At 70.7% G+C, this 19,145-nt stretch carries 19 protein-coding genes; 16 read left to right on the top strand and 3 right to left on the bottom strand.

Features of this window, described 5'->3' with window-relative positions; all coding sequences use genetic code 11:
- Window positions 1-73 precede the first annotated feature (73 nt).
- On the top strand, window positions 74-1,297 hold the full coding sequence (locus ACLJO0_RS19140; RefSeq protein ID WP_410579828.1) for an FAD-binding protein: 1,224 nt from the start codon (window positions 74-76) through the stop codon (window positions 1,295-1,297).
- Window positions 1,298-1,410: 113 nt separating this feature from the next.
- Window positions 1,411-2,583, top strand: a complete 1,173-nt coding sequence (locus ACLJO0_RS19135) for a PLP-dependent aminotransferase family protein (protein ID WP_410579827.1) — start codon at window positions 1,411-1,413, stop codon at window positions 2,581-2,583.
- Here the strand turns inward: ACLJO0_RS19135 and ACLJO0_RS19130 are convergent.
- Window positions 2,580-3,284, bottom strand: coding sequence for a FadR/GntR family transcriptional regulator (locus ACLJO0_RS19130; protein WP_410579826.1), 705 nt, complete (start codon window positions 3,282-3,284; stop codon window positions 2,580-2,582). The two genes, ACLJO0_RS19135 and ACLJO0_RS19130, sit on opposite strands and share 4 nt — an antisense overlap.
- Window positions 3,285-3,431: 147 nt before the next feature.
- On the opposite strand from ACLJO0_RS19130, the gene ACLJO0_RS19125 reads away from it, so the two are divergent.
- Genes ACLJO0_RS19125 through ACLJO0_RS19110 form a run of 4 tightly spaced genes read left to right on the top strand, consistent with a single transcriptional unit; the run spans window position 3,432 to window position 8,211 of the window.
- A complete protein-coding gene (locus ACLJO0_RS19125; RefSeq protein WP_410579825.1) occupies window positions 3,432-4,709 on the top strand; it encodes an SLC13 family permease in 1,278 nt (425 codons plus the stop codon).
- An 11-nt stretch (window positions 4,710-4,720) separates the two neighbouring features.
- Entirely contained in the window at window positions 4,721-6,130 is a 1,410-nt protein-coding gene (locus tag ACLJO0_RS19120; protein WP_410579824.1) for an acyl-CoA synthetase, read from the top strand.
- Window positions 6,123-7,379, top strand: a complete 1,257-nt coding sequence (locus ACLJO0_RS19115) for a carboxyl transferase domain-containing protein (RefSeq protein ID WP_410579823.1) — start codon at window positions 6,123-6,125, stop codon at window positions 7,377-7,379. The genes ACLJO0_RS19120 and ACLJO0_RS19115 overlap by 8 nt, the downstream gene beginning before the upstream one ends.
- Window positions 7,380-7,389: 10 nt before the next feature.
- A complete protein-coding gene (locus tag ACLJO0_RS19110) occupies window positions 7,390-8,211 on the top strand; it encodes an SGNH/GDSL hydrolase family protein (protein WP_410579822.1) in 822 nt (273 codons plus the stop codon).
- Here ACLJO0_RS19110 and ACLJO0_RS19105 read toward each other — a convergent pair.
- Complete coding sequence (locus ACLJO0_RS19105; RefSeq protein WP_410579821.1) at window positions 8,192-9,145, bottom strand: helix-turn-helix domain-containing protein; 954 nt, start codon at window positions 9,143-9,145, stop codon at window positions 8,192-8,194. The genes ACLJO0_RS19110 and ACLJO0_RS19105 overlap by 20 nt on opposite strands.
- 102 nt (window positions 9,146-9,247) lie before the next feature.
- Here ACLJO0_RS19105 and ACLJO0_RS19100 point away from each other — a divergent pair, with 102 nt between their 5' ends.
- Window positions 9,248-10,249 (top strand): saccharopine dehydrogenase family protein, encoded by a 1,002-nt coding sequence (locus ACLJO0_RS19100; protein WP_410579820.1) that lies wholly within the window; start codon window positions 9,248-9,250, stop codon window positions 10,247-10,249.
- Here the strand turns inward: ACLJO0_RS19100 and ACLJO0_RS19095 are convergent.
- On the bottom strand, window positions 10,239-10,739 hold the full coding sequence (locus ACLJO0_RS19095; protein WP_125794636.1) for a D-alanyl-D-alanine carboxypeptidase: 501 nt from the start codon (window positions 10,737-10,739) through the stop codon (window positions 10,239-10,241). The genes ACLJO0_RS19100 and ACLJO0_RS19095 overlap by 11 nt on opposite strands.
- Window positions 10,740-10,893: 154 nt before the next feature.
- On the opposite strand from ACLJO0_RS19095, the gene ACLJO0_RS19090 reads away from it, so the two are divergent.
- From ACLJO0_RS19090 to ACLJO0_RS19050, 9 genes are all read left to right on the top strand, one after another.
- Entirely contained in the window at window positions 10,894-11,628 is a 735-nt protein-coding gene (locus ACLJO0_RS19090) for a response regulator (RefSeq protein ID WP_410579819.1), read from the top strand.
- Window positions 11,625-13,031, top strand: a complete 1,407-nt coding sequence (locus ACLJO0_RS19085; protein WP_410579818.1) for an ATP-binding protein — start codon at window positions 11,625-11,627, stop codon at window positions 13,029-13,031. Before ACLJO0_RS19090 ends, ACLJO0_RS19085 begins: the two co-directional genes overlap by 4 nt.
- Entirely contained in the window at window positions 13,028-13,489 is a 462-nt protein-coding gene (locus tag ACLJO0_RS19080; RefSeq protein WP_410579817.1) for a GerMN domain-containing protein, read from the top strand. The genes ACLJO0_RS19085 and ACLJO0_RS19080 overlap by 4 nt, the downstream gene beginning before the upstream one ends.
- A 157-nt stretch (window positions 13,490-13,646) precedes the next feature.
- Complete coding sequence (gene dhbA, locus ACLJO0_RS19075; protein ID WP_410579816.1) at window positions 13,647-14,396, top strand: 2,3-dihydro-2,3-dihydroxybenzoate dehydrogenase; 750 nt, start codon at window positions 13,647-13,649, stop codon at window positions 14,394-14,396.
- A 158-nt stretch (window positions 14,397-14,554) separates the two neighbouring features.
- Window positions 14,555-15,748, top strand: coding sequence for an isochorismate synthase (locus ACLJO0_RS19070; protein ID WP_410579815.1), 1,194 nt, complete (start codon window positions 14,555-14,557; stop codon window positions 15,746-15,748).
- Complete coding sequence (locus ACLJO0_RS19065; RefSeq protein WP_410579814.1) at window positions 15,745-17,367, top strand: (2,3-dihydroxybenzoyl)adenylate synthase; 1,623 nt, start codon at window positions 15,745-15,747, stop codon at window positions 17,365-17,367. The genes ACLJO0_RS19070 and ACLJO0_RS19065 overlap by 4 nt, the downstream gene beginning before the upstream one ends.
- On the top strand, window positions 17,364-18,032 hold the full coding sequence (locus ACLJO0_RS19060; RefSeq protein WP_410579813.1) for an isochorismatase family protein: 669 nt from the start codon (window positions 17,364-17,366) through the stop codon (window positions 18,030-18,032). Before ACLJO0_RS19065 ends, ACLJO0_RS19060 begins: the two co-directional genes overlap by 4 nt.
- Entirely contained in the window at window positions 18,032-18,265 is a 234-nt protein-coding gene (locus ACLJO0_RS19055; RefSeq protein WP_410579812.1) for a phosphopantetheine-binding protein, read from the top strand. Before ACLJO0_RS19060 ends, ACLJO0_RS19055 begins: the two co-directional genes overlap by 1 nt.
- Window positions 18,262-19,116, top strand: a complete 855-nt coding sequence (locus ACLJO0_RS19050) for a siderophore-interacting protein (RefSeq protein WP_410579811.1) — start codon at window positions 18,262-18,264, stop codon at window positions 19,114-19,116. The genes ACLJO0_RS19055 and ACLJO0_RS19050 overlap by 4 nt, the downstream gene beginning before the upstream one ends.
- Window positions 19,117-19,145: the final 29 nt, after the last annotated feature.

The following is a 19,145-nucleotide window of genomic DNA, read 5'->3' as shown; positions in this document are numbered from 1 at the left end:
TCTCACTGAGCGGAAGTCAGGGCAGCGGCCGCTGTAGGCTCGGGGTCCGGACGCAGTAAGGAAAAGGGGCTTGGTGCGCGAGACGAACTGGGCGGGGAATCAGACTTTCACCGCAGAACGCATTCTTCGCCCTCGGACCGTCGAAGAGGTTCAGGAAGCCGTCGCCGGGGCGACGGCGGTCAAGGCACTGGGCAGCAGGCATTGCTTCAACGACATCGCGGACTTCCCGGGCGGTGTCCAGATCGATCTCGCCGGGCTCGACCCGGTGGCTGAATTCGACAGTGACGCGGCGACGGTCACGGTGCCGGCGGCGGCGCGGTACGGCGACGTCGCCATCCAGGCGCACGCGGCCGGGTTCGCGCTGGCCAACCTCGCTTCACTGCCCCATTGCACGGTGGCGGGCACTGTCGCGACGGCGACCCACGGTTCCGGGCGGCGCAACCAGAGTCTCGCGTCGGCGGTGTCCGGTTTGGAGCTGGTCACCGCGGACGGTGAGGTGAAGACGTACTCGCGGCACGACGGCGTGGTCGTCGGCCTCGGTGCGCTGGGCGTGGTCACCCGGCTGACCCTCGACCTGGTGCCGTCCTTCGACCTCCGCCAGGACGTCTTCGACGGCTTGCCCTGGGAGTCGGCGTACGAGCACTTCGAAGAGATCCAGGACGCGGGCTACAGCGTCAGCCTGTTCACGAACTGGGCCCGCGAGACGATCGACCAGGTCTGGGTCAAGGGGCCGGGACGGCCGGGCGCGGACTTCTTCGGCGCGAAGGCGGCGGACGGGCCGCGGCATCCCGCTCACGCGGCGGGTATCCCGGCGGACAACTGCACACGGCAGCTCGGGGTCCCGGGGCCGTGGCACGAACGGATCCCGCATTTCCGCCTCGACTTCACGCCCAGCGTGGGGAACGAACTCCAGACCGAGTACTTCGTGCCGATCCGGCACGCCGTCGCGGCGATGGAGGCGATGCGCGGGCTCGGGGACCGGCTGGCGCCCGTCCTGCTCACCTCGGAGATCCGCACGGTCGCGGGTGACGACCTGTGGCTCAGCCCGTTCCACGGCGGTGACAGGCTGGCACTGCACTTCACCTGGCAGCCGGACGAGGACGCGGTCCGCGCGCTGCTGCCCGTCATGGAGGAACGTTTGGCGCCCTTCGGGGTCCGGCCGCACTGGGGGAAGCTGTTCCACCACGCCGCGGACTACCCGAAGCTGGCCGATTTCCGGGCGCTGGCCACCGAGCTGGACCCGGACGGGAAGTTCCGCAGCCCGTTCGTCCGGCGGCACGTGTTCGGGGAGCGCTAGTCCGATTGCGACCAGGCCGCCGGACTGCTGATATCCTGGCGGCAGTTGCTTGCTCGCGCGGGAAGATCCCCGGCTGCTGCACCGGAGCCGCACGTTTCTCCCGAGGAGCCTTCATGTCTCTTCCCCTCGCCCGTCGTATGGACGGCGTCACCAGCTCTCCCGTGCGCGATCTGCTCGCGCTCACCGCCCGTCCGGGCGTGATCTCCTTCGCGGGCGGCATGCCCGCGCCGGAACTGTTCGATGTGGACGGCCTCCGCGCCGCCTTCGAGCGGGCACTCGCCGACAGGTCCGCGTTGCAGTATTCGCCCACCGAAGGGAACCCGCGGCTGCGCGAGCTGCTCGCGCAGCGGCTGGCCGGTCGCGGGCTCGCGACCACTGTGGACGATCTGCTGATCACCACGGGTTCACAGCAGGGCCTTCAGCTGCTGAGCACCGCGTTGCTCGATCCCGGAGCCACCGTGCTGGTGGAAGAACCGGTGTACTTGTCGGCGTTGCAGTGCTTCCAGCTCGCCGAGGCGCGGATCGTGCCCGTTCCCGGCGACTCGGAGGGGATCGATCCGGCCGCGCTGGACGAGATCGCGGCCAGGGAACGGCCGTCGCTGCTGTACCTGGTCCCGACGTTCTCGAATCCCTCCGGCCGGACGATCGGTCCCGGCAGGCGTCGCGCGCTCGCGGAAGTCATCGCGCGCCACGGGTTCTGGCTCGTCGAGGACGATCCGTACCACGAGCTGCGGTATCGCGGCGAACGCGAAGAACCGATGTCGGCCCGTCCGGAACTCGCCGAGCGCGCGATCTACCTCGGAAGTTTCTCGAAGGTGATCGCCCCGGGGATGCGGCTGGGCTGGCTCCGGGCGCCGAGGGAACTGCTGCGCCGCGTCGCGATCCTCAAGCAGGCCAGCGATCTGCACACCTCGACGGTCGATCAGGCGGCGGCCGCCGAGTACCTGGCCGCCGCGGATCTCGACGCCCACGTGCGGAAACTGTGCGCGACCTACCGTGTGCGCCGCGACGCGATGCTGGCCGAACTGCCCGCGATCACGCCGCCCGGCACGACATGGACCGACCCGGACGGCGGGATGTTCGTCTGGGTCACCCTTCCCGGCGGCGCGGACACGGATTCGCTGCTTCCCGAAGCGTTGCACAGCGACGTCGCTTTCGTGCCCGGCTCGGCGTTCCAGGTGGGGGAGCCGGACCGGTCGGCGTTGCGGCTCTCGTTCGCCACACACGCGCCGGAGACGATCGCCGAAGGACTGCGGCGGCTGCGCAAAGCCCTTCCTAGCCGCTAGTCGGCCTGCGGATCCCAGGTCAGCAGCCGGACCTTGCTGACAGTCTGGACATGCCGTCGCATCGCGTTCGCCGCCGCCTTCGGATCGCCGTTCCGGATGGCGTCGGCGATCTTCTGGTGCTGGCTCAGCGAGCGGGACGGCCTGCCGGGCTGCCGTAGCGACTCGTTGCGGCTTTCCGCGATCTGCGCGTCGATCGAACGCATGAACTCGGCGAGGAGGCTGTTGTTCGCGGCGGCGGTGATCGCTTCGTGGAACCGGCGGTCGCCTTCCTCGCCGTGCCCGCCGTCGCCGATCTCCGTCGCCATGTACGCCAGCGCCGCGTCGATGGCGGCGAGATCCGCGTCGGAGCGCCGAAGGGCGGCGAGTTCCGCGAGCTTGGTCTCCATCGCCTCGCGGGCTTCGAGTACTTCCGGGAGCCGGCTGCGGCGCGCCACGAGCTCGTCGACCGGTTCGACGTCGAGGTGATCGTTGCGCAGGTAGGTGCCCCCGCCGTGGCGGGACTCGAGCAGTCCCTGCACTTCGAGGACGACGATCGCCTGCTTGATCGACGCGCGGCTGACCCCGAGCCGCTCGGCGAGGTCGCGTTCGCTGGGGAGCTTGTCGCCCGCGTGCAGGCCGGACTCCTCGACGTGCGCCTTGATCCGCTCGATGACCTGCTCGTAGAGCTTCGCCCGGTTCAACCGGCTCAGCGCCTCCGGCACTCGGTCCCCCTCGCTCGTACTGGACAAGTGGCTGAGCCAATTTACCATTCATGGGTTGACAGGTGGTCGCCGTCACAGGGAAAGTGGCTCAGCCACTAGTCCACTCGGCCACTCGCCAAGGGGCTCCCGCCGTCAAGGAGGACGGTCATGTCCGCCCAGCTGATCTCGATTCTCGTCCTCGTGGTGATCTTCGCCCTCGCCACGACCCGTTCGATCAACATGGGGGCGCTCGCCTTCGCCGGCGCCTTCCTCGTCGGCACCCTCGCCGGTGGCCTGGACACCGACGGCATCTTCGCCGGATTCCCCGGCGACATCTTCGTGGTGCTGGTGGGGGTCACCTACCTGTTCGCCATCGCCAGGGCCAACGGCACCACCGACTGGCTGGTGGCGGCGGCCGTCCGGCTGGTCGGCGGCCGGATCGCGCTGATCCCGTGGGTGATGTTCGTGGTCACCGGCGCGCTGACCGCGATCGGCGCGGTGAGCCCGGCGGCCTGCGCGATCGTCGCGCCGATCGCCCTCGGTTTCGCCGCCCGGTACAAGATCAGCCCGCTGCTCATGGGCGCGATGGTGGTGCACGGCGCGCAGGGCGGCGGGTTCTCGCCGATCAGCGTCTACGGTTCGATCGTCAACGGGATCGTCGAGCGCAACAACATCGCGGGCAGCCCCGTGGTGCTGTTCTTCGCGAGCCTCGGCATGAACCTCGCCATCGCGGGTGTCCTGTTCGTCGTCCTCGGCGGGACCAAACTGAGGCGCCGCCAGCTGGTGACGGCGGGCGCCACCGGTGCTGAGGCCGACGAGGAACCGCTGCCGCACGAACAGCGCATTCCCTTGGACGGCCCCAAGATCATGACGCTGACCGGCCTGATCGCGCTCGTGGCCGGCACTCTGGTGTTCGACCTCGACCCGGGCCTGACCGCCATCACCGTCGCCGTCCTGCTGAGTGTCGTGTGGCCCAAGACCAGCCGGTCCGCGGTCTCCGAGATCACCTGGCCGACCGTGCTGCTGATCTGTGGCGTGCTGACGTATGTGGCCGTGCTGAAGGAGATCGGCACCATCGACTACGTCGGCAACGCGGTCACCACCGTGGGGATCCCGCTGCTCGCGGCGCTTCTGCTGTGTTACATCGGCGGCGTCGTCTCGGCCTTCGCGTCTTCGGTGGGGCTGATGGGCGCGCTGATCCCGCTCGCCGTCCCGTTCCTGGCGCAGGGCACGATCGGGCCGGTCGGCATGATCGCCGCCCTCGCGGTCTCGGCGACGATGGTGGACGTCAGTCCGTTCTCCACCAACGGCGCGCTCGTCCTCGCCAACGCGAAGGACGTCGACCGGGACAAGTTCTTCAAACAACTGCTGGTCTACGGGGCGCTCGTGGTGGCCGTCGTGCCGCTGATCGCCTGGCTCGTGTTCGTCGTGCCCAACTGGGGCTGAGGAGGAGATCCATGCTGATCGCCGGAAAGAGTGACCGCGTCGCCCTGCGGTTCGGGGCCGAATCCCTGACCTACGGCGAACTCGCGTCCGTCGCGGGCCCGATCGCCGCCGCGCTGGCCGGTCGCACGCGCGTCGCGGTGTGGGCGACACCGACGCTGCGGACCTGCGTCGCGATCGTCGCCGCGCTGACCGCCGGGGTCCCGGTGGTGCCGGTCAATCCGAAGGCGGGATCACGCGAGCTGGCGCATATCGTCGCCGACAGCGCGCCGGATCTCGTGCTGGCCGCGCCGGACGTCGTGCTGCCGCCGGAACTCGAGGCGCTGCACCGGGTTCCGATCGAGCTGGACCTCTCGGGCACGCCGTGGCAGGGCGACGAACCGGACCCGGAGGCCCCGGCGTTCGTCATCTACACCTCCGGGACCACCGGACCGCCGAAGGGTGTCCTGCTCCCGCGCCGGGCGGTGGCGTCGAATCTCGACGCGCTCGCGGAGATCTGGGACTGGACCGACGCCGACGTCCTCGTGCACGCCCTTCCGTTGTTCCATGTGCACGGCCTGATCCTGGGGGTGGTCGGCCCGTTGCGGCGGGGCGGTTCGCTGCACCACCTCGGCCGGTTCACCAGTGAAGCGGCGGCGGAGGAACTCGCCGGTGCGGGCACGATGCTCTTCGGCGTCCCGACGATGTACCACCGGCTCGCGGCCGACTGCGAGGCCGATTCCGCGCTGGCCGCCGGAGTGGGCGCGGCGCGGCTGCTCGTCTCGGGTTCCGCGGCGTTGCCCGCGACCGATCACCAGCGCATCACCGCCGCGACCGGGCAGCGGGTCGTCGAACGCTATGGAATGACCGAGACGCTGATGAACTGCGGTGTCCGCGCCGCGGGGGACCGGCGGCCCGGTGCGGTCGGCCCGCCGGTGCCCGGCGTCGAACTCAGGCTCGTCGACGACTCCGGCGAACCGCTCACCGGCGAGACCGTCGGCGAGATCGAGGTCCGCGGCCCGAACCTGTTCCTCGGCTACCTGAACCGGCCGGACGCCACGGAAGCCGCGGTGCACGACGGCTGGTTCAAGACCGGCGACATGGCGATGCGCGATCCGGACGGTTACGTGCGGATCGTGGGCCGCCGCGCCACCGACCTGATCAAGAGCGGCGGCTACAAGATCGGCGCGGGCGAGATCGAGAACGCGCTCCTGGAACATCCCGGGGTGGCCGAAGCGGCCGTCACCGGGGAGCCGGACGACGACCTCGGCGAGCGCATCGTGGCCTGGATCGTCCCCGGCGAGGTCAAGCCGTCGGCGGGCGAACTCGCCGACCACGTCGCCGGACTGCTGTCACCGCACAAGCGGCCGCGCGTCGTGCACTACCTGGAAGCGTTGCCCCGCAACGAGATGGGCAAGGTCCTCAAGCGGGCTCTCCATGGCTGACCCACTCGGCTGGGACGGTTACGGAGCCTCCCTGGCACGCGCGAGGGAACGCACGGGCACGGACGAAGCGGTCGTCTGCGAACGCGCGAAGATCGGCGGCCACGAGGTCGTGAAGATCCGCTTCGAGTTCGGGTTCCTCGGCGGTTCGGTCGGGACCGGGACCGGCGCGCTCATCGAGCGGGCGCTCGACGAGGCCCGCTCGCACCGTCTGCCCGTCGTCTCGCTGTTGTCCACGGGCGGGACGCGGATGCAGGAAGGCGTGCCCGCCCTGCGGCAGCTGCAACGGATCGCGCGCGGTCTGGCGCTGCTGCGCGAAGAAGGGCTGCCGCACATCGCTGTCGCGCGGCATCCCACCACCGGTGGGGTGTGGGCGTCCCTCGGTGCCGACGCCGATGTCGTGCTCGCCGTTCCCGGCGCTCAGGTGGGTTTCGCCGGCCGCCGGGTGCGGCCGGAGCGGTACGCCGACGATCCCGCGTATACGGCGGAAAACCAGTACACGGCAGGGTATGTCGACGAACTGGTGACCGAAGACGCGTTCGCCGATCGGCTGGAGGTCTGGCTCGGCCTCTTGACCGGTGCTTCCCGGGATCGCCCGGCGGACCTGCCGCGCGCGCTCGGCACGCTCGATCCCGCGCGGGACGGCTGGCACGCCGTCCAGCGGGCGCGATCGGCGGAACGGCCACGCGCGGGCGCCTATCTCGACGACCACTTCGACACCCGCGTCCACCTCCGGGGCGGCGTCGACGGTGGCGTCCTCTGCGGGATCGGGAGCCGTGGCGGGCGGCCGATCGCCTTCGCGGCGCAGACCGGGACCGCGACCACGCCCGACGGCTTCCGGACCGCGACGCGGTTGATCCGGCTCGCCGACCGGCTGGGGCTTCCGGTGCTGACGCTCGTCGACACCCCGGGCGCGGCCGCCGATCCGGCCGCGGAGACGGCCGGGGCCGGGAACGCCATCGCCGAACTGTTCGGCATGATCGCGGCGGCGAACGTGCCGATCACGACCTTGGTGATCGGTGAGGGCGGTTCGGGCGGTGCGCTCGCCTTCTGTTCGACGGACCGGATCTGGCTCACCCCGGACGCCTGCTTCACCGTGATCGCCCCGGAACTGGCGGCCGGGATCCTCAAACGGGACCCTGAAGAGATCCCCGCCCTCGCCGGCGAACTCAAGCCACGCCCCGAAGATCTGCTCGCCCTCGGTGTCATCGACGGCATCGCGGGATCGGAACCGGTCACCTTCGTGAGATAAGGGGTTCGACATGTTCAAGCGGATATCCGCCGCGACGATCGCCGCGGTCACGCTCACCCTCCTGGCTGCTCCGCAGGCCCAAGCGACTACACCGTCCCGCTATGTCGCCATGGGCAGTTCCTTCGCGGCGGGTCCGGGAATCCCGCCGCAACAACCCGGAACACCGGCCGCGTGCGGACGTTCGACGAAGAACTACGCGAGCCTCGTGGCCGCCGAACGCGGGCTCGCCCTCACCGACGCCACCTGCAGCGGCGCGACCACCGCGAACCTCCTCACCACCGGACAGGCCGGGCAGTCCCCGCAGATCGAGGCTGTCACCCGCGACACCCGGCTCGTGACCATCACCATCGGCGGCAACGACGTCGGCTACGTCGGCAGTCTGTTCACCTACGGCTGCCAGAACTCCGGCGGCACGAACTGCGGCCAGGTCGACCAGAACGCAGTCCGAGCGGCGCTCACGACGGTGCACGAGAAGATCGGCGCCGTCATCGCGGAGGTCCATCGGCGCGCACCGCGGGCCCGGGTGCTGGTCGTCGACTACCTCACGATCGTGCCGCGTACCGCGCCCGCGTGCGACGGCGTTCCGCTCACCCCGGCGCAACTGGCCTTCGAACGCGAGGTCGCGGACCGGCTCGCGGCGGCGACCCGGAAGGCTGCCCGCACCGAGCGGGCCACCTTGGTCCCGGCGGCCGCCGTCAGCGCGTTCCACGACGCTTGTGCCGCCGTGCCGTGGATGGAGCGGTACGCGGCGGCGCCGGGACGCGTTCCCTATCACCCGAACGAAGCCGGGATGGCGGCCGTCGCGGAGCTGATCACGGCGCGGCTGCGTTAGCCGCGCGGAAGGTGCGGCGGTAGCTGTCCGGCGGCACGCCGACGGTCCGGTTGAAATGCCGGCGGAGTGTCGCGGCGGTGCCCATCCCGGTGGCCTCCGCGATCAGATCGACGCTGTCGTCGGTCCGCTCCAGGAGTTCCTGCGCGCGGCGGATGCGCTGGTTCAGCAGCCAGCGCAACGGGGTCGTCCCGGTCGCCGAGCGGAAATGCCTGGCCAGGTTGCGCGAACTCATGTTGGCCTGGCGGGCGAGGTCCTCGACGGTCAGCGGTCGGTCCAGCCGTTCGGTGATCCAGGGGAGCAGGCCGCCGAGCGGATGGTCGTCCTGTTCGGGCACCGGGGCGGTGACGAACTGGGCCTGCCCGCCCGCGCGGTGCGGCGGGACGACCAGGCGTCGGGCCACGGTGTTCGCGACCGCCGAGCCGTGGTCGGAGCGGACCAGATGCAGGCACAGGTCCATCGCGGCGGCCTTGCCCGCCGAGGTGAGCACGCTGCCGTTGTCGACGTAGAGGACGTCCGGATCGACCTCCACCAAGGGATGGCGGGCGGCGAGGACATCGGTGTGCGCCCAATGTGTCGTGGCGCGGCGGCCGTCGAGTAGGCCCGCGGCCGCCAGTACGAACGCTCCCGTGCAGAGGGACGCCACCCGCGCGCCCGCCTCGTGGGCGGCCCGCACGGCGTCGATGAGGTCCGCGGGCGGATCGACGTCGATGTCGGCCCAGCCGGGGACGATGACGGTGTCGGCGCGCGCGAGATGGCCGAGCCCGTGGTCCGGTTCGAGGAGGAAGCGGCCGACCTTCACCGGCTTCGATCCGCAGACGCTGAGTTCGTACCAGGAGCCGGCGAATCCCGGCAGGCCCGTGCCGAAGACTTCGTGGGCGATGGCCAGCTCGAACTGCAGCATGCCGTCAGTGGCGGCGAGGGCGACCGTGCTCATGTCCGAAAGTGTACGCATGATGGCGTTTCGGACACTGTCGGCGGACGGGGTCCGCCGACAGGATGGTCCACAGTGGATCAGTCGAGGACAGGAGAACCCCTCATGGGTACGTACGACGTCGCGGTGTTCGGGGCTTACGGGCACACCGGACGCTTCGTGGTGGAGGAGTTGCGCGAGCGCGGTTTCGGCGTGCTGGCGGTGGGACGTGACGAGGCCAAACTGCGCGGTCTGCCCTGGTCCGATCTCGACATCCGGCAGGCGTCGGTCGACGACGCGGCTTCACTCGATCGCGCGTTCAAGGGTGCCGATGCGGTGATCAACGCCGCCGGGCCCTTCGCCGACACCGCCGCTCCGGTGATCGAAGCGGCGCTGCGGGCAGGTGTCCCGTATCTGGACGTGGCGGCGGAACTCGAAGCGAACATGGACACCTTCGCGCATTTCGGCGACCGTGCCGAGGGAGCGACGGTGATCCCGGCGATGGCGTTCTTCGGCGGTCTCGGCGACCTGATGGTCACCGCCGCGATGGGCGACTGGACGTCCGCCGACGAAGCGCATATCGCCTACGCGCTGAGCAGTTGGCACCCGACCGAGGGGACCCGCGCGGCGGGCAAGGTGTCGCGGGAACGGCGAGGCGGTCAGCGGATCCGGTTCTCCGGTGGCCGGATCGAGTATCGCGACGACGCGCTGCCGGAACTGGACTGGGACTTCCCCGCGCCGTTCGGGACCCGCGCCGTGCTCGGCGAGTTCACGATGGCCGACGTCGTCACCGTCCCGAGCCACCTCGCCATCCCGGAGGTGACCACGTACATGACCGTGAACGCGGCTCGTGAGGTGGTGACACCCGAGACACCCACGCTGGGATCGGACGGCCCGTCCTCGCAGGAGTTCCTGGTCGACGTCGTCGTGCGCTCCGGTGCCGCGGAACGGCGGATCGCCGTGCGGGGCCAGGACATCTACGCGATCACGGCACCGCTGGTGGTGGAGGCGGTCCAGCGGGTGCTCGACGGGCGGACCAAAGCGACCGGCGTTGTCTCGGCCGGGGAGGTCTTCGACGCGGCCGACTTCCTGGCGGCGCTGGCCCCGCGGATCACCGTCACCGGGTGACACCCGCCCGCCAGCCCGGATGCGGCAGCCGTACGGGCGGGGCTTCGCCGGGACGGTACTCGAAATGCCACCATTCGTTGTCGTAGATCCGGTAGAGCGCGAAGCGGGCACCGTGGTCCTCCAGCCATTGCGCGCCTTCGCGCGGCCGGACGTCCAGCGCGGTACCTCGGACGTGCGCGGAATCCTTCGGCGGCAGGACCCGCTTGCGCCCGGCCTCGGCGAGGAACAGCCGATGCTGCTCGGCGGCGTCACGATGTCCCGAGGTGACGCCGAGCAGCGTGCCGTGCCGCCAGAACGCCTCGGTCCTGGCGGCGGTGAACGCGTCGAGGGTGCCGCCGGTGAGCCCGGCGAGGTTCTCGGCGGGGAACCGCAGCGACAGCGCCCAGCCGCAGGCGAGCCGCCGGGCGTGGCCGGGGGACCGCAGCCACGCCGGGATCAGCAGCAGCACCGCGAGGACGCGGGTGATGGCCGCGAGCACGAGTTCTTTCATGCCGTTCACAGTCGACGTCGCTTGTCCGAGGCCGATCGCGGTGAAGTGCGCGGACGCCGACGAAAATGTCACCGTTCCGCACGGAGCAGGTCGTGACAGAACGAAGACATTCCGCGGACGCTGCGTGGAAACAGGATGGGCACCATGGCGTGTCATGGACGAGCGGATCACGTCCGGCGCTGCGATAGTCGTCGGCATGCCCAGGGTGCTGCTCATCGAGGACGACCAAGCCGTGCGTGACGGGCTGTGCATGGCGCTGGGCGGCCGCGGTCACGCGGTCGACGCGGTGGCCACCGGCGAGGAGGGTCTCGCGCGGCTCGCGTCGCGGCCGCCGGACATCGTCGTACTGGACCTGATGCTGCCCGGACTGGACGGATTCGAGGTCTGCCGCCGGATCCGGGCCGCGGGCGACCTGCCGATCATCATGCTCACCGCGCGCAACGAGGACATCGACGTGGTGGCCGGGCTCGCCGCCGGCGCGGATGACTACGTGGTCAAACCCGCCAGGGCACAGGTGCTGGAGGCACGGATCCGCGCGGTGCTGCGCCGCAGCGGGCAGCCGTCGCACACGGCGCCCGCGCCGTCCGGGACCGAGCGCCACGGCGACCTCGGCATCGACCGTGCCGCGCTCACGGTGACCAAAGGCGGCGAGCCCGTCGCCCTCGCTCCGACCGAACTGCGGCTGCTGCTGGAACTGACCCAGGTACCTGGCCGGGTGCTCAGCCGCCAGTACCTGCTGGAAAGTGTGTGGGAGCACGGCTACTTCGGCGACTCGCGGGTCGTCGACGCCTGTGTGCAGCGGCTGCGCGCGAAGATCGAGGACGACTCGTCCGCGCCGGTGTACGTGCAGACGGTCCGCGGGTTCGGCTACCGCTTCGGGCCACTGTGAAGCTGTGGGGTCTGCGGACACGGCTGCTGATGGCGTTCAGCCTGCTGGTCGTGATCACGGCGGCGACGGTCGCCGGCTTCGGCTACGTCCAGTCCCGCACCGTGATCCTCCAGCAGGCACAGGACGCCACCGCCCGTGTCCTGGTCGACAAGGCCACCGCGCTGTACCCGCTCGGCCCACTGCCGCCGGGTGACGGGACGCTGAGCCGGATCAGCGGCGAGCTGACCGCCCGTGACTTGAGTTCCTTGGTGCTGTACGCGGACAAGTCGAGCGGGAACGAGCAGATGCGGGCGCTGATCTCGCCCGAACTTCGTGCCAGGGTCCAGGGGGGAAACGTGGCCTGGCAACGGGTCGACGCCGCGGGCAAGCCAATGCTGGTGGTAGGCACCAGGTTCACCGTGCTGCTGCCCGGGGGACAGGAGCGGGCCTCGGGGATCGAGGCCTACATCGCCCGCAGCATGGTTCCCGAGGAACAGAGCATCGACGAACTCGCCACCCGTGCCTGGCTGATCGGCGGGGTGGCGCTCGTTTTCGCCATCGGACTGGCACTGCTGGCCGCGCGTGGCGTCCTGCGGCCGGTGCGGGAACTGGGCGACGCGGCGCAACGGCTGGGCGCGGGCGATCTGCGGGCCCGCATCAGTGTCCGCGGTTCGGACGAACTGGCAGGCGTGGCGCGGACTTTCAACGAGACGGCCGAATCGCTGGAACGGCATGTCGGTGAGCTGCGGCGGATGGAAGCCGACGCGCGGCGGTTCGTCGCGGACGTCTCGCACGAACTGCGCACCCCGCTGGCCGCGATGACCGCGGTCGCGGACGTGCTGGAACAGGAGGCGTCGCGGCTGCCGGGGGACGCCGGACGCGCGGCGCGGATGAGCATCGACGAGACGCACAACCTGACCCGGCTGGTGAACGACCTCATCGAGGTGTCCCGGTTCGACGCCGGGGCCGCGGCCCTCGCACCTGAGGAGGTCGACGTCGCCGAGGTGGTCACGGCGAGCCTGCGTATCCGCGGCTGGGCAGGCGAGGCGGGGGGAGACCTGCCCGCCGGGATCTTCGCTGGGCTGGATCCGCGGCGGATGGACGTCATCGTGGCGAACCTGGTCGGCAACGCGTTGCGGCACGGGGAAAAGCCGGTCTCACTGAGACTTTCCGAAGCGGGGGAGTGGATCACGCTGGAGGTCGCGGATCGTGGGCCGGGGCTGGCGCCCGAGGTGCTGCCACACGTGTTCGACCGGTTCTACAAGGCCGATTCGGCCAGGGCGCGTTCCGGCGGCAGCGGACTCGGTCTCGCGATCGCCTGGGAGAACGCCCGTCTGCACGGCGGCACCCTGAGCGCGGCCAACGGCATCGACGGCGGCGCCGTTTTCACCCTGCGCCTGCCTCGCCGGGTGGTGACGGAATGAAGCGGATCGCGTTCGCGCTGCTGCTGATCGCGTCGGTCGTCGGGGGCTGTGGTGTCCGGCCCAGCGCCGTGATCGCCGGAGCGCCCGCGCCGACGGGGCCCGCCAACGGCGCGGTGCTCTACTTCCTGTCCGGCGGGCAGCCGGTGAGAGTGCTGCGCCCGCTCGCCGAGGAACTGCCGCCGGCGAGCCCCATCGATCTGCTCGCCGCCGGACCGGACGAGAGCGAGCGGGAACGGGACTACACCACCGAAGTCCCGCCCGGCACCGCGGTTCTCGACCAGAGCGCCGGACCCAACGGGGTCACGGTGACCCTCTCGATCAGCGTCGCCGGGCTGTCGGCGATGGCCGTCGACCAGATCGTGTGCACCGCCAGGGACGCACTCGGCGGAAGCGCGCAGATCACCTTGCGGGGCGAAGGAACCACGCGCGGTCCACTGTCCTGTCCCTTGCCCGGATAGCGACCTGAATGCAGATATGTGCGGCACGTGCCACGGCATTTTTACCGGCTCCCGGCCAGGCGGAAGTGTCACGGATCACCGGTGTCGGTCCCTCGCTTTGTCCGGATCCGCCCGCTAGCTTAGGCAAGGCTAAGCATAGGGAAACGGGGGTTGTGGCGTGGAAGGGATCGAGGGCAAGGTCGCGCTCGTCACCGGAAGCGCGCGCGGGATCGGGGCGGCCGTCGTGGACGGGCTCGTCGGAGCGGGCGCGATCGTGGCGGCGGTGGATCTGATCGAAGGGCCTTCCCGGGACGGGGTGACCTCGTTCGTCGCGGACGTCGGGGACCCCGCGGCCGTCGCGCGGGTGGTCGACGAGGTCGAACGCGAACTGGGGCCGATCGGGATCGGGGCGTCCGTCGCGGGCGTGCTGAAGCCGGGGTCGGTCTGCGAGACGAGCGACGATGACTGGGCGGCGACGTTCGCGGTCAACTCCACCGGAGTCTTCACCGTCCTTCGCGAGATCTCCCGGCGGATGTTGCCTCGCCGGAGCGGTGTTCTCGTGACGGTCGGGTCGAACGCGGCGGGTGTCCCGCGCGCCGGGATGGCCGCGTACGCCGCCTCGAAGGCAGCGGCGACGATGCTGACGCGTTGTCTCGGCCTCGAACTGGCCGGTTCCGGCATCCGCTGCAACATCGTCTCGCCCGGCTCGACCGACACCGAGATGCAACGTCTACTGTGGACGGACGAGAACGGCGCGGACCGTGTCATCGCGGGAAATCCGGAGCAATACCGCGTCGGCATACCACTGGGCCGGATAGCCGAACCCGCCGATATCGCCGACGCCGTCCTGTTTTTGGCCTCCGATCGAGCGCGGCACATCACGATGCAGAATCTCTACGTCGACGGCGGCGCCACGCTCCGCGGGTGATCTCGATGACGCAACGAAGACTTTTCGGGTCCGTACGATTAGGTTAGGCTAACCGAAAAGGCGCGTCCGGGGGTTTGCGTTCCGCGCCGGCATATGGCACCGCGGCTCCACGGGGGTGCCGACCCTGGTCAGTAGTATTCGCGAAAGGGAATCCAGTCGTGTCCTCACCTGCACCGGCCCGACCAAGGCCGGTCCACCAGGCGGCCGATCTGCTGGCGGCGTACCTGCCCGGATCGTTCTACTACTCGTCCGCTCGAGGAGCGCTTCTCGCCGACGGGGTGTACTCGCCGGTCCACGCCGCGCCGGGCAAACGTGCCCGTGCCGCCGCCGAGATCCTCGACGCCGCTTTGGTGGCGGGAGTGGACGAACCGGTGGTGGCCGGGGCGATCGGGTTCCGGCCCGACGCGCCGAGCAGTCTGGTGGTGCCCGCGGTGGTCCGCCGGGCCGGACCACCGAAGAACAGTGGTCCGGTGGCACCGCTCGGCGGGAACTGGTCGGTCACACCGCGGCCGGCGCCGGAGGTCTACACCACTGCCGTCGCCAGGGCGCTGGACGAGATCCGCGACGGTGACCTGCGCAAGATCGTGCTGGCCCGCTGCCTCGACGTCACCGGCGGAGACCCCGTCGCCGTGCCGCGGCTGCTGGCCCGCCTCGTCCACGCGGACCCGGCCGCCCATGCCTTCGCCGTCGACGTCAGCGCGCCGGGTGATCCCGCGCCGCGCACCCTGATCGGCGCGAGCCCGGAACTGCTGGTCTCCCGCCGCGGCCGGATCGTGACGGCCAACCCGCTGGCCGGATCGCGGCCGCGAGTGGCCGACGACGCCGAAAACGCCCGCCGGATCAGCGATCTGCTGGCGTCCGAAAAGGACCGTGCCGAACACGCCCACGTCGCCGCCCAGGTGGCCGAAGTGCTGGGCCGGTTCTGCGTCGACCTCGACGTCCCCGCCGAACCCGAGGTGATCGGCACGCCCACGATGTGGCATCTCTCCACCAGGATCAGTGGACGGCTCGCCGACCCGGGCGACGCCGGTTCGTCCGCGCTCGGCCTGGCGGAAGCACTGCATCCGACCCCCGCCGTCTGCGGTGTGCCGACAGCGCTCGCCCGCGACACCATCGCCGCGCTCGAACCCGAGGATCGGGGCTATTACGCGGGTCTCGTCGGCTGGACCGACCAGGACGGTGACGGCGAATGGGTCGTCACCATCCGCTGCGCCGAGGTCCGTGACCGGACGGTGCGGCTGTTCGCCGGCGCGGGTGTGGTGGCGGGTTCCGATCCGGAGGCCGAACTCGCCGAGACCGGCGCGAAGTTCGGCACCATGCTGCGCGCGCTGGGCCTGGAGGGAGTGGCATGAACCCGGAACACGTGCCCTGGCCGCCCGAAACCGCCGCGCGGTACCGGGCTTCGGGATATTGGCGCGGACAGACCTTCGGCAAGCTGCTGACGAGCCTGGCCGAGGCGTACGCCGAACGTCCGGCCGTGATCGGCGAGACCGCCCGCTGGACGTTCGCCGAACTCGACGAGCGGGCGCACCGGCTCGCCGCAGGGTTCGCCGGGGCCGGGATCCAGGCGGGTGACCGGGTCGTCGTGCAACTGCCGAACGTGCCGGAGTTCGCGTCCGTCGTCTTCGGACTGTGGCGGGCGGGCGCGCTGCCGGTGTTCGCGCTCCCCGCGCACCGGGCGAGCGAACTGCGGCATTTCGCCGAACAGAGCGAGGCCGCGGCGATCCTGACCGTCGGCGAGCACGAACGGTTCGACCACGCGGCCATGGCGCGCGCGGTCGCGGCCGAGATCCCTTCGGTGCGCAACGTCTTCGTTGTCGGCACGGAGGAATTCGCCGTGCTCGAAGCGGCGACTCCGCGCGCTCTGCCGGATCCGGATCCCGCCGGGGTCGCGTTCCTTCAGTTGTCCGGTGGTAGCACCGGCCTGCCCAAGCTGATCCCGCGCACGCACGACGACTACCTCTACAGCGTGCGCGAAAGCGCCCGGATCTGCGGTCTGCGCCCGGAAAGCGTGTACCTGGCCGCGTTGCCGGTGGCCCACAACTTCCCGCTCAGCTCGCCCGGTCTGCTCGGCGCCCTGCACGCGGGCGCGGCCACGGTGTTCGCGCGGCGTCCCGACGCCGACACCGCGTTCCGGCTGATCGAGGCCGAGGGCGTGACGATCACCGGCCTCGTGCCGCCGCTGGCCGCCGCGTGGGCGCAGGCGGCCGCGAGGACCACTCGCGATCTGTCCTCATTGGACGTTCTGCTGGTCGGCGGCGCCAAATGCGCTCGTGAACTGGCCGAGAAGATCGGGCCCGCGCTGGGTTGTCGTCTGCAACAGGTGTTCGGCATGGCCGAAGGGTTGGTCTGCTACACCCGGCTCGACGACCCGGACGAGTACGTCCTCGCCACGCAGGGACGGCCTATCTCGCCGGACGACGAGATCCGCGTCGTGAACCCGGACGACCCACTGTCCACTTCGGACGACGTCGTCGCGCCGGGCGAGATCGGCGCGTTGCTGACCCGCGGCCCGTACACGATCCGTGGTTACTACCGCGCCGCCGAGCACAACAAGACCGCGTTCACCGAGGACGGCTTCTACCGCACCGGCGATCTCGTGCGGCAGCACCCGTCGGGACACCTCGAAGTCGTCGGCAGGGCCAAGGAACAGATCAACCGCGGCGGCGAGAAGGTGGCCGCGGAAGAGGTCGAGAACCACCTGATGGCCCATCCCGGCGTGCTCGACGCCGCCGTCGTCGCGGTGCCGGATCCGTACCTGGGCGAGCGCACCTGCGCCTACGTCGTCCCCGCTGCCGGTGCCGAACCCGGCGCCGCGGAACTGCGCCGGTTCGTGCGCGAACGCGGAGTGGCGGCGTTCAAGGTGCCCGATCTGGTCCAGGTGGTGCCGGAGTTCCCGGTGACCGGGGTCGGCAAGACCAGCAAACGCGAGCTGCGGGCGGCGCTGGCCGCCCTGGCGAAGGAGATGTGAGAGTGTCGCTGCCCAAGATCCAGCCGTACGCCCTGCCGACGGAAGCCGAGCTGCCCGCCGGACGGGTCGGCTGGAAACCCGACCCCGCCCGCGCCGCGCTGCTGGTGCACGACGCGCAGCGGTACTTCCTCGCGCCGTACGAGGGATCCCCGGTCCCGGAGATGGTCGCGAACATCGCCGCACTGGCCGACGCCGCCCGTGCCGCTGGCGTTCCGGTGTTCTACACCGCGCAGCCCGGTCACCAGGCCGCCGAGGACCGCGGTCTGCTCACCGAGTTCTGGGGCGACGGCATCGGCGCGGTCATCGAGGACGACCCCGCGGCCGCGGACGTGGTGCCCGAACTCGCCCCGAAACCGGGTGACACCGTCCTGACGAAGTGGCGCTACAGCGCGTTCCAGCGCAGCACGTTCACCGAACAGCTCGCCGAAGCGGGTCGCGATCAGCTGCTGATCACCGGCGTCTACGCGCATATCGGCTGCCAGGCCACCGCGGTCGAGGCGTTCATGCGCGACATCCAGCCGTTCCTCGTCGGTGACGCGGTCGCGGACTTCTCCCGCGAACGCCACGACCAGGCCTGCGAGTACGTCGCCCAGCGCTGCGGCGCACTGACCACCACGGCCGCCGCGCTCGGCGCGCTGGCCCCGATCCACGCCGGAGCACGGTAATGAGCCTCACCACAGCGAAGATCCACGCCGACGTCGCCGAACTGCTCGGCTGCGACCCGGCGGAGCTCACGCCGGACACCGATCTCACCGACCTCGGTCTCGACTCGATGCGGATCATGGGTCTGGTCGAGCAGTGGCGGACCGAGGGAGCCGACACCCTGGAGTTCGCCGACCTCGCCGAACAGCCGACCCTCGGTCACTGGACGCGGGTTCTCACCGGGAGTCCCGCGTGAGCCGCGCCGACCACCGCCACCGGCACCTCGAACGCATCGCCGAAGTCCGCGTGGGCGAGCACGCGGAGAAGGTGGGCTACCCGATCCGCGTGCGAACGGCCGAAGTCGTCCGCACCGCGATGATCGGCTCCGGACTGGTTCGCGTGACCCTGGGCGGACCTGGCACGGCCGGGTTCGAGGCGCATTCGCCCGACGAGCACGTGAAGCTGATCTTCCCGGAGTTCGACCCGGAGCCGAGGCTGCCGGAGCCGAACGGCGACATGCTGCGCTGGCCGAAGCCGTTCCCGACGACGCGTGAGTACACGGTCCGCCGCTACGACCCGGCCTCCGGGGAACTCGACCTCGACGTCGCGCTGCACGACGGTGGGCTCGGCGCCGAGTGGGCCAAGGCCGTCACGCCGGGTACGCCGGTGCACGTCGCGGGTCCGCCCGGCGGGCTGATCGTGCCGCACACCTACGACCGGTACCTGCTCGCCGGCGACCTCACCGCCCTGCCCGCGATCGCGCGCTGGCTGGAGGAACTGCCGCGCACCGCCGCGGGCTGGGCGTTCATCGAGGTCGCGGGCGCGGCCGAGGAGATCGAGCTGTCCGCGCCCGAGGACGTCGAAGTGCACTGGCTGCACCGTGGTGCCGCCGCGCCGGGCACCACCGACATGCTCGCCCGCGCGGTACAGACGATCGAGGTTCCGGCAGGCGAGCGGATCTACGCCTGGGTCGCCGGTGAAGCCGGGCAGATCAAACCGCTGCGTCGCTGGCTGAAGAACGACCTCGGGCTCGACAAGGCCGACTACGACGTCACCGGCTATTGGAAACTCGGCGTCGCCAACTTCGACGACGACCACGATCACTGATCCCCACCCCACTGAAATAACGAGGAAAC

Source organism: Amycolatopsis sp. lyj-108, assembly GCF_046549005.1.
Lineage (GTDB): Bacteria > Actinomycetota > Actinomycetes > Mycobacteriales > Pseudonocardiaceae > Amycolatopsis.
This window is presented reverse-complemented; position numbering and strand designations above follow the sequence as displayed.